This is a genomic window from Kineococcus xinjiangensis (assembly GCF_002934625.1).
Classification (GTDB): Bacteria; Actinomycetota; Actinomycetes; order Actinomycetales; family Kineococcaceae; genus Kineococcus_A; species Kineococcus_A xinjiangensis.
In genome coordinates, this window is sequence record NZ_PTJD01000001.1 from 498,319 (window position 1) to 511,965 (window position 13,647).

Annotated in this window: 13 protein-coding genes; 6 read left to right on the plus strand and 7 right to left on the minus strand. The window is 75.5% G+C overall.

Translation table 11 applies throughout. The annotated features are described in order from the left end of the window. Positions 1-71: 71 nt before the first annotated feature. Positions 72-3,122, minus strand: a complete 3,051-nt coding sequence (locus tag CLV92_RS02210) for a UPF0182 family membrane protein (RefSeq protein ID WP_104431094.1) — start codon at positions 3,120-3,122, stop codon at positions 72-74. Positions 3,123-3,306: 184 nt separating this feature from the next. Here CLV92_RS02210 and CLV92_RS02215 point away from each other — a divergent pair, with 184 nt between their 5' ends. Further along, positions 3,307-3,888: a PPA1309 family protein gene (locus tag CLV92_RS02215; RefSeq protein WP_104431095.1), complete on the plus strand. Its 582-nt coding sequence runs from the start codon at positions 3,307-3,309 to the stop codon at positions 3,886-3,888. A 48-nt stretch (positions 3,889-3,936) separates the two neighbouring features. Here CLV92_RS02215 and CLV92_RS02220 read toward each other — a convergent pair whose 3' ends face one another. After that, entirely contained in the window at positions 3,937-4,989 is a 1,053-nt protein-coding gene (locus CLV92_RS02220; protein WP_146099377.1) for a YlbL family protein, read from the minus strand. Between the two features lie 166 nt (positions 4,990-5,155). On the opposite strand from CLV92_RS02220, the gene CLV92_RS02225 reads away from it, so the two are divergent. Beyond that, complete coding sequence (locus CLV92_RS02225; RefSeq protein ID WP_104431097.1) at positions 5,156-6,712, plus strand: zinc-dependent metalloprotease; 1,557 nt, start codon at positions 5,156-5,158, stop codon at positions 6,710-6,712. Further along, positions 6,709-7,272, plus strand: a complete 564-nt coding sequence (locus CLV92_RS02230) for an NUDIX hydrolase (RefSeq protein WP_104431098.1) — start codon at positions 6,709-6,711, stop codon at positions 7,270-7,272. The genes CLV92_RS02225 and CLV92_RS02230 overlap by 4 nt, the downstream gene beginning before the upstream one ends. Positions 7,273-7,276: 4 nt before the next feature. Here the strand turns inward: CLV92_RS02230 and CLV92_RS02235 are convergent, their stop codons facing one another. Then, positions 7,277-7,921 (minus strand): M48 metallopeptidase family protein, encoded by a 645-nt coding sequence (locus tag CLV92_RS02235; RefSeq protein WP_104431099.1) that lies wholly within the window; start codon positions 7,919-7,921, stop codon positions 7,277-7,279. 227 nt (positions 7,922-8,148) lie between these two features. On the opposite strand from CLV92_RS02235, the gene CLV92_RS21735 reads away from it, so the two are divergent. Then, positions 8,149-8,304 (plus strand): DUF5679 domain-containing protein, encoded by a 156-nt coding sequence (locus tag CLV92_RS21735; protein ID WP_104431100.1) that lies wholly within the window; start codon positions 8,149-8,151, stop codon positions 8,302-8,304. Positions 8,305-8,427: 123 nt separating this feature from the next. Further along, complete coding sequence (locus CLV92_RS02245) at positions 8,428-9,513, plus strand: ThiF family adenylyltransferase (RefSeq protein ID WP_146099378.1); 1,086 nt, start codon at positions 8,428-8,430, stop codon at positions 9,511-9,513. Positions 9,514-9,642: 129 nt separating this feature from the next. On the opposite strand, the gene CLV92_RS02250 is transcribed toward CLV92_RS02245, so the two are convergent. From CLV92_RS02250 to CLV92_RS02265, 4 genes are all read right to left on the minus strand, one after another. Further along, positions 9,643-9,849, minus strand: a complete 207-nt coding sequence (locus tag CLV92_RS02250) for a hypothetical protein (RefSeq protein ID WP_104431102.1) — start codon at positions 9,847-9,849, stop codon at positions 9,643-9,645. A 133-nt stretch (positions 9,850-9,982) separates the two neighbouring features. Then, positions 9,983-10,279 carry a WhiB family transcriptional regulator gene (locus tag CLV92_RS02255; RefSeq protein WP_104431304.1) on the minus strand — a complete coding sequence of 99 codons (297 nt, stop codon included), beginning with the start codon at positions 10,277-10,279 and terminating at the stop codon, positions 9,983-9,985. Between the two features lie 337 nt (positions 10,280-10,616). Beyond that, positions 10,617-10,880, minus strand: coding sequence for a hypothetical protein (locus tag CLV92_RS02260; protein ID WP_104431103.1), 264 nt, complete (start codon positions 10,878-10,880; stop codon positions 10,617-10,619). Positions 10,881-11,038: 158 nt separating this feature from the next. Beyond that, entirely contained in the window at positions 11,039-13,168 is a 2,130-nt protein-coding gene (locus CLV92_RS02265; protein WP_104431104.1) for an ATP-dependent DNA helicase UvrD2, read from the minus strand. A 207-nt stretch (positions 13,169-13,375) separates the two neighbouring features. Between CLV92_RS02265 and CLV92_RS02270 the strand changes: the two genes are divergently transcribed. Next, complete coding sequence (locus CLV92_RS02270) at positions 13,376-13,630, plus strand: mycoredoxin (RefSeq protein WP_104431105.1); 255 nt, start codon at positions 13,376-13,378, stop codon at positions 13,628-13,630. Positions 13,631-13,647: the final 17 nt, after the last annotated feature.

Consider the following 13,647-nt stretch of genomic DNA (forward strand, 5'->3'; position numbering starts at 1 on the left):
ACTCTACGGCACGGTGGACGGGAGACCAAATCGCCTCCCCGCGGGGCACGGGCCCCGCGGGGAGGCGACGGTCAGGAGCCGGCCGTGGCGGTGCCCTCCGGGTCAGCCGCGGGCGACGCGGCGTCGGTGGGCGCGGCCGCACCCTCGGCGGGCACGTCGGCGCCCTCGGCGGGTGCACCCGTGGCTGCGGCGATGCGGTCCTCCGCGGCGATGGCGCGGTCGACGGCCTGACCCAGCCGCTCCTGCGCCTCGCCGTAGGCGGCGAAGTCGCCGGCCTGCAGCGCCGCAGCGCTGTCCTGGATGGCCTTGCGCGCGTCCTGCAGGGCCGTGTCGAGCTGCGCCTGCGCGTCCGGCGGCACCCCCGGCTCGCCCTCCGGCCCCTCCGGGCCCGGCTCGCCCAGGTCGGGCGTGGCCACCCCGGAGTCGCCGCCGAAGACCTGGTCCAGCGCCTCCGGCAGGGTGTTGGCGAAGCCGATCTTGTCGCCGAAGACGACCGCGACCTTCCGCAGCTGCGGATAGGTCACCCCGCTGCGGCTCTGGCCGTAGACCGGCTCCACGTAGAGGAAGCCGCCGCCGACCGGGAGCGTCAGCAGGTTGCCGTAGAGGACCTGCGACTCGCCCTGGCTGAGCAGCCTGATCTCGTTGGCCACGAGCGGGCTGGAGACGATGTTGGCCTGCACCTGCCCGGGACCCGAGACGGCCGTCTCCCGGGGGAGCTGCAGCAGCCGCATGGTGCCGTAGCCCTCGCGCTTCTCCCCCTCGACGCCGCCCGCGTCGGCGTCCACGGCCAGGTAGCCGGTCAGCACGTTGCGCTGGTTCGCCCCCGTCTGCCGCGGGATGTAGGTGGACGTGAGGCTGAAGGACTCGTCCTCCTGCCCCGGCATCCGCAGCGTCAGGTAGTAGGGCGGCTCCGCGGCCGCGTCGGCCTCACCGCCGGTCGGGTCGTTGGGCACCTCCCAGAAGTCCTGCTGCGTGTAGAAGGACTGCGGGTCGGTGACGTGGTACCGGCCGAGCACGTCGCGCTGGACCTTGAACATGTCCTGCGGGTAGCGCAGGTGCTGCATCAGGTCGCCGCTGATCGCCGAGAGCGGCTCCACCGAGGTCGGGAAGGCCTTCATCCACGCCTTGAGCATGGGGTCCTCCTCGTCCCAGGCGTAGAGGGTGACCTTGCCGTCGTAGGCGTCCACGGTGGCCTTCACCGAGTTGCGCACGTAGTTGACCGTGCGGTCCTGCAGCGCCTGCACGCTCTGCGCGTTGCCCGTGCGGGTGTCCTGCGTCGCCTCGCCCAGCTCGGTCGTCGCCGAGTACGGGTAGTCCGCGGTCGTCGTGTACGCGTCGATGATCCAGACGATCCGGTCACCGACGACGGCCGCGTAGGGGTCGCCGTCCAGCGTCAGCCACGGGGCGACCTTCTCCACGCGCTCGCGGGGGTGGCGGTCGTACATGATCCGCGACTGCGGGTTCACCCGGTCCGAGAGCAGGATGTTCTGGTCGGCGAAGTTGATCGCGTAGGCGGCCCGGGCGAAGAAGGAGCCCATCCGCACCCCACCCTCGCCCTCGTAGGTGTTGCGGGCATAGCCCTCGGGGGACTCGTTGGGGTAGTCCAGCTCGGTGGGCGGTGCCCCCTCACCGGCGCCGACGATCGAGTACGCCGGGGACTGCTCCCCGAAGTAGATGCGCGGCTGGTACTCGCCCAGCTCGGGCGACGTCGACAGGCCGCGCTCGAAGAACACCGGCCGGCCGTCCGGGGTGCGCTCGTTGCCGTACGCCCCCACCATCCCGTAGCCGTGGGTGTAGACGGTGTGGTCGTTGATCCAGTTGCGCTGGCTCGGGTTCAGCCCGCGCAGGGACACCTCGCGCGGGGCGATGACCGTGTCCCGCACCACGCCGTCGATGCGGTAGCGGTCGACGTCGAGGGCGTCGGGGAAGGCGTAGTAGGGCCGCACCTGCTCCAGCTGCCGGTACGTCGGGCTGAGCAGCGCCGGGTCGAGCAGGCGGATGCCGGGGATCGTGCCCGCGTCGTTGCGCAGCTGCCCGGGCTGGGCCTCGGTGTCCGGGATGTACTGGTTGACCTGCGTGTCGGCCAGGTCGTAGGCCGCTCTCGTGGCCTCGATGTTGCGTTCCAGGAACGGCGCCTCGACGGTCGCGGCGCTCGGCTGGACGCGGAAGCGCTGCACCGCCGCCGGGTAGATGCCCCCCACGGCCACCGCGCTGATCACCAGCAGCGTCGTGCCCGCGGCCGGCAGCCGCCACGACGCCCCCGCCGCGGCCGCGATGAACAGCATCGCGACGAGGATCGAGGCCACCGCGAGGATCGCCTTGGCGGGCAGCACGGCGTTGACGTCGGTGTAGGTGGGGCCGACGACGCCCACGCTGCGGATGGAGACGTTGGCGGACTCGCTCGTCATGAGCTGGTAGCGGTCCAGCCAGTAGCCGACGCCGCGCAGCAGCAGGAAGGCCGCGCCGAGCAGGGCGAGGTGGATGCGCGCCTCGCGCGTCGTGCGCGGCCCGCCCCCGGCCAGCCGCAGCCCGCCGTAGAGGTAGTGCGTCGCCAGTGCGGCGATGCCGGCCAGCACCACGACCGCCGTGAGGAAGCTCACGACGAACTGGATCCACGGCAGGGTGAAGACGTAGAAGCCGTAGTCGAGCTGGAACTGCGGGTCCGTGGTGCCCCACTCGACCCGGTTCCACCAGAGCAGCGCGGTCTCCCACTGGGCGGAGGCGACGGTGGCCCCGAAGAGACCCGCCCCCAGGGAGAGGGCGAGGGTGACCAGCCGGCGCAGCGGCTCCAGAGACTCCCGGTAGCGGTCGAGCCCGGCCTGCTCGGTGGAGATGGGGGCGTAGATGGGCCTGCTGCGGTAGGCCAGCGACAGGGTCACGCCCACCGCGGCGGCCATCAGGGTCCCGCCGGCGAGGAAGAGGCCGATCTGCAGCCAGAGCCGCTTGGTGAAGACGGAGAGGAAACCGAGCTGGTCGAACCACCAGACATCGGTGAGGATCCTCGCCCCCACGACCACGGCGATGAGGGCGCCGACGAGGATGGCCACCGTGGGGACGAGCGGTCCCCGGCGTCGGCGGCGCAGGACGGGGCGGGACGTTGGCCCGCGGGACTCGAAGCTCACGACATCGCAACTTACAAGCCGCCGGGCGGGTGCCCCGCCTGACGAGTCGTATCCATATCGTCACATTGCGTCTGCGGGCCCCTCGCGCGCCACCCGAGACGGTGCCGGGCCGTCGTCGGATCTTCACACGCAGTGGTGGACAGGAGGCTCCGGAGCGCCCCGCGCGCGTGTCACCATCGCTTGCGTGACCGATCCGCAACCCACTGCACCCACCCTCGCGCTCCCCGTCGGGGCGCTGTGGCAGACCGTCGCCGAGATCGAGCGGCACGTCGCCGCCGCCGGCTGGGGAGCACCGGTGCGCCTCTTCGCCCTCGTCCGCACCGCCGAGGCGCTGAGCCGCGACCCCTTCCTCGCCGAGCGCCTCCCCGCCGACGTCGTCGAGGCCGCCGAGCGGGACCCCGCCCACCTGACCTCCGTCGAGCAGGAGGGCCTGCCCGCGGAGCAGGACCTCGACGACCTGCTCGGCCAGCTCGCCTGGGGGCCGGGCGTCGACGGCGCCGCCGTCGTCGTCGAGCGCCTCCTCGTCCCGCCGGACGCCGCGGCCGACGTCCGCGCCAGCCACCCCGCCGACGACGAGGCCCGCGTCGCCGCCCTCGCCGCCCACCCGCAGGCGGAGGACGTCCGCATCGCCGTGGGCGTCCTGCGCGACGGCCGGCACGAGTGCGTCGTGCGCAGCCGGTCCAAGGACCGCGACATCGACGTGGCCACCGGGGCCGACCTCGTGCCCGGCCTCGTCGCGGCGCTGCAGGCGACCCTCACCGACTGACACCCCCACCCCCGACGGCCCACGGCCGGGGCCCTCGCGCCCCGGCCGTCAGCCCGGGCAGCGCGGCAGGTCGTCCACCTCGCCGCGCCCGATGGCCTCCACCGCCCGCCGGGCCTCCCCCAGGGTGGAGACCGGCACCAGCCGCAGCCCGTCCGGCACCACGCCCGCGACCTCCGCGCACTCGGCGGCGGGCGCGAGGAAGAACTCCACGCCCGCCTCCCTGGCCCCGATGAGCTTCTGGCGCAGCCCGCCGATGACGCCCACCTGCCCGTCCGGGGAGATGGAGCCCGTGCCCGCCACCTGCCGGCCGCCCGTCATCGCGCCGGGGGTGAGCCGGTCCACCACGGCCAGGGCGAACATCAGCCCCGCGCTGGGGCCGATGACGTCGGCGAGGGCGAACTCCACCTCGAAGGGCATGACGTACGGGGAGAGCACGACCCCCAGCCGCGGGGACCCGTCCGGTCCCTCCTGGACGGGGGCCCGCACCTCGGTCTCCCGCCCGTCCCGGCGCACCAGCAGGCTCAGCTCCCCGCCCGCGCCGGCGCCGGCGACCGCCCCGCGCAGGTCCGCCACCTCGCTCACGGGCTCTCCCTCGGCGCTGAGGAGCACGTCGCCGCGGCGCAGCCCCTCCTCCACGGTGCCCGGCGCGGCGCGGGCGACGACGAGCCCCTCCTCCACGTCGATGCCGAGCTCGGCCAGGGCGGCCACCTTCGCCGCCTCCTGGGAGCCGGTCATCTCCGCCGCCCCCTGCTCGTCCGCCTGCTCGGCCGTCTCGTCGCGGCCGTAGAGCTGCTCGCGGCGCAGCAGGGAGACGTCCGGGTCGACCCATGCGGAGAGGAGCTCGGGCAGGGCGAGCTCCGAACCGGGGCCACCCGCCACGGACACCGTCGTCAGGTGCAGGGAACCGGTCGTGGGGTGGGTCTCGCGCCCGGTGATCGTCAGCACCGGCTCGCCGTCCTTGCGCCCCAGCGTGTCGTGGACCGAGCCGGGACCGAGGGAGACGTAGGGCACGGGCAGCAGGGCCGCCGTCGCCACCAGGAGCGCGAGGCCCATCGCGGAGCCCGCCAGCAGGTCCCCGCGCCGCTGCCCGGACGCGTCCATCCCCGCAGCGTAGGCGAGCCCGCACCGCACGCAGCCCGCGCCCCACCTGCTGCCCGGCGCCCGGAACCGTCATCATGGTTCGGAGCATCCGGCGGAAGACCCCGAGGGGAACTCCCACCACCTGTCAGCGGTTGAGCGGACGACGGCGAGCAACGGAGGAACCGGCGTGGACGAGCGACGCGACGACGAGCAGGAGCGCCCCGAGGACGGCGAGCAGCAGAGCCCGCGCCCCTCCCAGCCGGGCTTCGGCCCCCCCGGCAGCCTTCCCGGCCGCCTCAGCGGCGGCGGTGGGGACCAGGGCGCCAACCCCTTCGAGGAGCTGTTCGGCTCGCTCTTCGGGGGCAACCTGCCGCCGGACTTCCCGGCCGGCGCGTTCCCCGGCGGCCTGCCGGGCGGGATGCCCCCCGGCCTCCCCGGGTTCGGCGGCACGCCCCTGGACCCGCAGCAGATGGGGCAGGTCCTGGCCCAGCTGCAGCGCTTCCTCGCCGGCAGCGGCGACTCGCCGGTGAACTGGGACCTGGCCCGCGACATCGCCCGCAAGGCCGCCAGCGGCGAGGGCGACCCGAGCCCCGGCGCGGCGGACCGCCGCGCCGTCGAGGACGCGCTGCGCGTCGCCGAGCTCTGGCTGGACGGGGTGACCGAGCTCGCCGCCGCCGGCTCCAGCACGGAGTCGTGGAGCCGGGCGGACTGGATCGAGCGGACGATGCCCGTCTGGACGCGCCTCGTCGAGCCCGTCGCCACGACCGTCTCAGCCGCAATGGCCGAGGCCCTCACCTCCCAGGCCCCGCCCGAGCTGGCCGCGATGATCGGCCCGGCGAGCGGGATGCTGCGGCAGGTCGGCGGTGGCATCTTCGGGATGCAGCTCGGGCAGGCGGTGGGCGCCCTGTCCGGGGAGGTCCTCTGCTCCACCGACATCGGCCTGCCGCTCGCACCGGCCGGCCGGGCGGCGCTCCTGCCCGCCAACCTCGCGGCCTTCGCCGACGGCCTGGAGATCCCCCTCGACGAGGTCCGCCGCTACATCGCGCTGCGGGAGGCCGCGCACGCCCGCCTGTTCGCGCAGGTGCCGTGGCTGCGCTCCCACCTCGTCGGGGCGGTCGAGGCGTTCGCACGCGGCATCCGCGTCGACGTCGAGCGCATCAGCGAGGCGGCGCGCGACGTCGACCCCGCCAACCCCGAGTCGCTGCAGGAGGCGCTGTCCTCCGGCGTCTTCGAGCCGGAGAACACCCCGGAGCAGAAGGTCGCGCTGGAGCGGCTCGAGTCCACGCTGGCCCTGGTGGAGGGCTGGGTCGACCACGTGGTCGACGCCGCGGCCCGGCGCGCCCTGCCGCACGCCCCGGCGCTGCGGGAGACGATGCGCCGCCGACGCGCCAGCGGGGGCCCCGCCGAGCACGCGCTCGGTGTGCTCGTCGGCCTGGAGCTGCGCCCGCGCCGGGCGCGGGAGGCCGCGGCCCTGTGGGCGCTCCTGGAGGAGCGCGGCGGCCGGGAGGCGCGCGACTCGGTGTGGCAGCACCCGGACCTGCTGCCCACGGCGGAGGACCTGGCCGCGGCCGAGGGCTTCGTCGCGCGCAGCACCGGCGGCAGCGAGGGGCAGCCGGAGGGTGACGCCATGGACGCCGCCCTGGCGCAGCTGCTCGACGACGAGGCCGCCGGCGGCGAGCGCGGGGACGGCGGCGAACCGGCTTCCGAGGAGGACGAGGGCCCGGAGGGCCCGTCGGCGCGGTGAGCTGGCTGCCGGGGGCGGGTCTCGTCGCGGACGCCCGCGCCCGCATCGGCGCCGCCCCCGGCGACACCCCCGAGGCGAGGTTCGAGCGGGACGCGTGGGCGGCGCTGCTCGACACCACCGGCCCGGCGCTGCTCACCCGCGCAGCGGCACCGGCGCACGTGACCTCCTCGGCGCTGCTGGTCACGCCCGAGGGGCACCGCACGTGTCTCGTCCTGCACGCGCGCATGCGCCTGTGGGTGCAGCCCGGCGGTCACCTCGAGGCCGGGGACACCTCGCTCGCCGGTGCCGCCGCACGGGAGCTGGCGGAGGAGACGGGGCTGCGCGCCGACGTCCGGCCGCGGCCGCTGGCGCTGTCGCGGCACCGGGCGCCGTGCCGGCCCGCGGAGGTGGACTGGCACCTCGACGTGCAGCACCTGGCGGTGGCGCCGGAGACGCCCCCGGCGGTGAGCCCGGAGTCCCTGCACGTGGCGTGGTGGGACGTCGACGACCTCCCCGCCGACCTCGCACCCGGGGTCGCCGGCCTGGTGGCCCTCGCGGCCGGCGCCGTCAGCACGCCCTGAGCCGTCAGCGCGCCCTGACCCGCTCCCGGGGGCGTTCCGCCACGAGGACGTCGCCGGCGGTGTCGGCGGGCTCGGGGGCCGCGGCGGGCGGGGCGGCGCCGAGCCCCTGCCCGTCCTCCGGGCAGGTCCGCTCGTCGAGGTCGTCGGAGTCGGGGTGCTCCCCGCCCCCGGCACAGGCTTCGCGGTGGTCGACGCCCTGGAGGAACCCCCGCGCCCGCTCGGTGCGGGGGTAGTTCTCCAGCAGCGCCCAGAAGCGGGGGCCGTGGCCGGGGACGACCAGGTGCGCCAGCTCGTGGAGCAGGACGTAGTCGAGGACCCAGCCGGGCATGCCGCGCAGGCGGGTCGAGAGCCGGATCGTCCCGTCACCCGGTGTGCAGGAACCCCATCGGGCCTGCTGGTTGTCGACCCATGCCACGCTGCGGGGCCGCGCCACCCCGGCCAGGTAGCGGCGGGACAGCTCCGCCGCCCGGCTCGCGAGCTCTTCGTCGGCCGGCCTGCGCCGGCGGTCGGCCGCAGCCAGCCGCTCCAGCATCCGGCCGACCCACAGCTCCTCCTCGGAGGCGGAGAAGCGCGCGGGGATGAGCACGACGGTGCGACCGCCGTCGCGGTACGCAGACACCGTGCGGCTGCGCCGGCGGCTGCGGCGCACCTCTACGCCGTCCTCCACGCAGGCACGCTACCCTGCGCGCCCGCTGCGGCACCTGCACACGCCGCGGCGTGGCGGCCCCGGGGTGTCGCACCGGGGTGTCGGTGCCGCGCCCACGGGCCGCCTCGGGGGCCCTTCGCTAGGGTGACCGGACCGGTGCCGACGGTGATCCGGTGATGAGGACCTGTCCGGACACCGTCGAGCACGACGGCAGAACCGAGGAGAACGAGATGTCTGAGACCTACAAGGGCGAGTTCTACTGCGTGAAGTGCAAGGAGAAGCGCGAGGCCGAGGGCAACGTCGTGGAGACCAACGGCCGCCGGATGGCCAAGGGGCAGTGCCCCGTCTGCGGCACCAACCTCAACCGCATCCTCGGCAAGGCGTGACCCCCGGCGCGAGGTGATCCCCGGTGCCGTCCGGGCGCCGCTCCGGGCAGCCGGCTGTGGACGGCGGCGGGAGCGGCGGTGCCCGCGCTGCCAGGCTGCGCCTCCACGTCGGAGGGAGCAGCCGTGCGCTCGGCACCGCCACCAGCAACACCCCCGCTCGCCCGTCTGCGCGGCGGTCTCGCCGTGCTGTGGCGCCCGGACGGGAGCGTCCAGCTGGGCACCAGCCCCCGCTCCAGCCTGCTGCTGCGGGGACTGACCCCGCCGCAGCGCGCGTGCCTGGCGACCCTCGCCGGTGCGCCGGGCCCGGGAGCGCCCACGCCGGCCGCCGGGCAGGGGACCCTCCCGGGGCCGGGGAGCGGAGCGAGCCTCCTGGCACTGCTGCGGGAGAGCGGTGCCCTCGACTCGGAGGGCACCGCCGGCGCGGGGCACCACCCGTCGCCGCAGCGGTGGGTGGCCGACGGGCGGGCCTGGGCGGCGGCGCACCCCGCCGGGCCCCGTCCGGCCGAGCGCCTCGCCCGCCGCCGCGCCCATCGCGTGACCGTCCTCGGGGGTGGACGCACCGGCACGGGCATCGCGACGACCCTCGCCGCAGCAGGGATCGGCGGCGTGGAGGTCGTCGACCGGACTCGCGCGCAGGCGCTGGACGTGGCGCCCGTCGCCGCGGCGGCCCCGGACCTCGGCGGCAGCCGGTCCCTCGCGGCCCACCGCGCCGTCGTGCGAGCCGCCGAAGGCTTCGCACCCCCACCCACCGCCACGCACGACCGCGGGCAGCCGGACGTGGTCGTCCTCGTGCAGCGGGGCGCCGCGGACGCCAGCGCGGCCGACGGGCTGGTGGCCGAGGGGATCCCCCACCTGTCCGTGGTGGTGCGCGACAGCGACGTGCTCGTCGGCCCGTTCGTGGTGCCGGGGACGACACCGTGCCTGCGCTGCCTGGACCTGCACCGCACCGACCTCGACCCCGGCTGGCCGCACGTGGTCACCCAGCTGCCCGCGGCGCCGCCGCAGCGCTGCCCGGCGGAGGAGACCGCTACGGCCACGGCGGTCGCGGGGTTGGCGTCGCTGCAGGTGCTGGCCCACGTCGACGGGGCCCCGGTGAGTTCGCAGGGGGCGACGCTGGAACTGCTGGTCCCCGAGACGGTGGTGCGCAGGCGCCCCTGGTCGGTCCACCCCCAGTGCGGCTGCACCGAGCTGCCCGTGCCCGGGACCTGACCGGCATCCCCGTCAGGCGCCGGCGTCGCTCAGGCCCGCGGACCGGGCGCAGCTCCTGTCCCCCTCGCGCCGGATCCCCTCGCCGCCCGGCGCGGAAGCGCTGCGCGGCAGGAGGATCCGGCGTGCGGGTCAGGCGTGCGCGAAGCGGACCTCGAGCTCCGCCTCGACGGCGGCCGCCTCTGCCCGCTCGGCGCGGCGGACCGCGCGCTCCGCGCGGCGGGCCGCGACGTCGGCGCGCCGCCGGGCACGCAGGGTGCGCACCAGCCGGGCCCGTTCGGCGTTGCGGCGCTGCTCGGCCTGCATGGTTCTGATGGTTTCGTCCAACAGCACGTGCACGGTGGAACTCCTCTGTCGTGGGTGGACCCCGGCCGGGGCCCTGCGGATCCGGGGCCGGCGGAGCCCTGGACGGCTCCGCCGGCGGTGGTGCTGACGGACGTGACTCCCTGCCCGGTGGCCGGGCGGGTTCCCGTCACGCCGCGACGTCGACCTTGCGGGGACGGCCACGGGGCCGCTTGCGCGGGACGACGGCGCCGGCGACGAGCAGCTCGCCGCCCCAGACGCCCCAGGGCTCGTTGCGGGCGACCGCACCCTCGAGGCACTGCACCCGCAGCGGGCAGTCGCCGCAGAGCGCCTTGGCGCGCTCGACGTCGGCGGGGGACTCGGCGAACCAGAGCTCCGCGTCGTTGCGCCGGCACGGCAGATCGGTTGCGAGAGAACAGGTCTGGATGTCGTCGACAGCGAGGTCGAGCATTGCGACGAGCGGCATGCCGCTCACCTCCTCGGGGTTTCGTGCGCCGTGCCCGGGACGGGCGGTCGTCCCGGTGGTGCCGTGCGGGTTCGTTCGGTGCGAGGTGCCGCGGTGCGCCGTCCTGTGCTGCGTGGTGCCGTGCGAGGCGGTGCTCCGCGGATGGGGAGGGTGAGTGGTGGCCATGGCCGTGGTCATCGCTGTCGCCTTCTCGTCGGTCCTGCCCGGTGCCGCGGATCGCCGCCCGGTGGTTCGTGGTTCCTGGTGCTGGAGTGCTGAGTGGTGGGCCGGCAACGCAAAGAGGCCGCGGACCCGATGTCTCGGGTTCCGCGGCCTCGGAGGCTCCGGTCTGGTGGGGCTAGACCGTGGTGCTCCGGAAACGACGGGTACCCGAGACGGGCTTGGGGAGGTAGGCGACGTGGCGCGTGCCGACGACGTCGAACTGCAGGCGCACCTCTCCCCCGGTGAGGGCGGAGGTGGTCGCGGCAGCGCGCATGTCAGCGCTCACCGGGCGCACCTCTCCCCAGGAACGGGTGGAGGTGGTCGCCGGGATGCGAACGCGCGCATACGACGGGCAGCAGGCGTCGAAGGAGGTGCCGCCGAGCATCGTCATGATGTCCATCGGGACCCCTCCTCTCCGGTGCAGCGCCGCGCGATCACGCGGAAGCGATGCCTTCGAGGCTAGACCCTCGGGCGGTGCTGCTTCAACGCATTTGTTCCGCGACTTCCCGGCGATCCCGCGACGGTCCGACGCCGGGTGCGAGAACCCTTGGGGCGCAGTCAGTCCGGCTGCGCGAGCAGGTCGAGGACCTGCTGGCCGTAGCGCTCGATCTTGGCGGGTCCGACGCCCGCCACCCGGGCGAGTGCCGTCGTGTCGGTGGGGGCGGTCTCCGCGATGGCGGTGAGGGTGGCGTCGGTGAAGACGACGTAGGCGGGCACGGAGGCCTCCTTCGCGACCGCGCTGCGCCACGTCCGCAACCGCTCGAAGACGGCCTCGTCGTAGGTGGGCGGGCAGGCGTCGCAGCGACCCAGCTTGCGCTCCGCCCCGCTCGACAGGAGCGTGCCGCAGGAACGGCACTTCGCCGGCGTCTTCGTCTTGGCGCGGGAACCGCCCTGCCCGGCCTGACCCGGCCCGCGGCGGGCACCGGGGACGGACCCGGCACCGGGCAGCACCGCGTCCAGGAAGCGGGACGGCGAGCGGGTCGCCCGGGCCCCCGGGGTGCGTGCCCCGGCCCAGGACAGGTGGATCTCCTCCCGGGCGCGGGTGACGCCCACGTAGAGCAGCCGGCGCTCCTCCTCGACGTCCTCCGCGGAGTCGGCGAACGAGATGGGCAGCAGCCCCTCGCTCACCCCGACGAGGTGCACCACGTCCCACTCCAGGCCCTTGGCCGCGTGCAGCGACGCGAGGGTCACCCCGTCGACCGTGGGGGCGTGCTGGGCGGAGGCCCGCTCGTCGAGCTCGGTGACGAGGTCGGACAGCGTGGAGCCGGGCCGCTTGACGGCGAGTTCGTCGGCGAGCATCACCAGCGCCTGCAGCGACTCCCACCGGTCCCGCACCGCGCCCGTGGCACCCGGGGCGCGCTCGGTCCACCCGGCGGAGGACAGCACGTCCCGCACCTCCCCGCCCAGCTCCGAGCCCGGCGCCTGGGCGCGGGCGGCGCCGCGGAGCAGGACGACGGCGTCGCGCACCTCCCGGCGGGAGAAGAACCGCTCCCCGCCGCGCAGGACGTAGGGCACCCCCGCGTCGGCGAGGGCCTGCTCCAGGGCCTGGGACTGCCCGTTGGTGCGGAAGAGGACGGCGACCTCGCGGGCGGGGCGACCGGCCCTGACCGCCTTCGCGATGCGCGCGGCGACGCCCGTCGCCTCGGCGACGTCGTCGTCGTAGGCGGTGAAGGTCGGCGCCGGCCCGGGCGGGCGCTGCGCGATGAGCTCCAGCCGGGCGCGGGCGTGCGCCCCGGTGGCCTGCGACAGCACCGTGTTGGCGAGCCCGACCACCTGCGGGGTGGAGCGGTAGTCCCGCACCAGCTTCACCACCGTGGTGCCGGGGTGGCGGCGCGGGAACTCCAGCAGGTGCTCGGGGGTGGCGCCTGCGAAGGAGTAGATCGTCTGGCTGGCGTCGCCGACGACGCAGAGGTCGTCGCGCCCACCGACCCACAGGTCCAGCAGCCGCTGCTGCAGCGGCGAGACGTCCTGGTACTCGTCGACGACGAAGTGGCGGTACTGCTGGCGGACGGCCGCGGCCACGTCGGGGCGCTCGTCGAGGATGCCCACGGTGAGCAGCAGGACGTCCTCGAAGTCGATGACCCCGCGGTCGGCCTTGACGTCCTCGTAGGTCCGCATCACCCGGGCGACCGTCGCCAGGTCGAGACCGCCCGGCTCGCCGCGCCCGGTCTTCGCGGCCTCGCGGACGTAGTCGTCGACGTCGACGAGCATGACCTTCGCCCACTCGACCTCGGCCGACAGGTCGCGCACGCGGGCGCGGTCGGCCTGCAGCCGCAGCCGCGCGCAGGCGTCGGCCACCAGCGTGGCCTTGTGCTCGACGATCGAGGGCAGCGTGCCGCCGATGGCCTGCGGCCAGAAGAACTGCAGCTGCCGCAGCGCCGCAGCGTGGAACGTGCGGGCCTGCACGCCCGCGACGCCGAGGTCGCGCAGCCGGGTGCGCATCTCCCCCGCCGCGCGGGCGGTGAACGTCACGGCCAGCACCCGCTGGGGCACGTAGGCCCCGCTGTGCGCGGCGTAGGCGATGCGGTGGGTGAGGGCGCGGGTCTTGCCGGTGCCCGCACCGGCAAGCACGCAGACCGGCCCCTGCAGCGTGGTGGCCACCTGCCGCTGCTCGGGGTCGAGCCCCGCCAGCACCGAGTCGGCGGTGGGGGCGGGCCCGGAGGCGGGGGCGCTGGTCGTCTCTGCCATGGCCCGGCCAGTGTGGCAGGCGGCACCGACTCCACCGCGCCGTCCACACCCCGCGCGTCTCCCGGCCGGCCCGCCCCGGGGAAGAGCCCGCCCGGTGGGAGAGTTGCCCGCAACGGGGCCGCCCGACGGCTCCCGCAGCCGGCGGTGCGCCGGAACCGACGACCGGCGCACCGCCGGACGCGGCCGAGGACGAGGAGGTAGAGCGCCATGCAGGCTCCCGACGCGGGGACCGTGACCATGTTCTCGACGACGTGGTGCGGCTACTGCCGCCGCCTGAAGAGCCAGATGGACCGCGAGGGCATCGGCTACTCGGAGGTCAACATCGAGGAGCACCCCGAGGCCGCCGACTTCGTCATGCAGGTCAACGGCGGCAACCAGACGGTGCCCACCCTGCTCTTCCCCGACGGCTCTGCGGCGACCAACCCGTCGCTGGCGGAGGTCAAGCAGCGGCTGGGCGCCTGAGTCGCCGCACCCGCCCG

What these genes read in the sequence shown, in the direction of transcription:
- CLV92_RS02270 (WP_104431105.1), top strand. Translation starts at nt 13,376, where the DNA reads ATGCAGGCTCCCGACGCGGGGACCGTGACCATGTTCTCGACGACGTGG.
- CLV92_RS02220 (WP_146099377.1), bottom strand. Translation starts at nt 4,989, where the DNA reads ATGGACGCGTCCGGGCAGCGGCGCGGGGACCTGCTGGCGGGCTCCGCG.
- CLV92_RS02260 (WP_104431103.1), bottom strand. Translation starts at nt 10,880, where the DNA reads ATGGACATCATGACGATGCTCGGCGGCACCTCCTTCGACGCCTGCTGC.
- CLV92_RS21735 (WP_104431100.1), top strand. Translation starts at nt 8,149, where the DNA reads ATGTCTGAGACCTACAAGGGCGAGTTCTACTGCGTGAAGTGCAAGGAG.
- CLV92_RS02265 (WP_104431104.1), bottom strand. Translation starts at nt 13,168, where the DNA reads ATGGCAGAGACGACCAGCGCCCCCGCCTCCGGGCCCGCCCCCACCGCC.
- CLV92_RS02255 (WP_104431304.1), bottom strand. Translation starts at nt 10,279, where the DNA reads ATGCCGCTCGTCGCAATGCTCGACCTCGCTGTCGACGACATCCAGACC.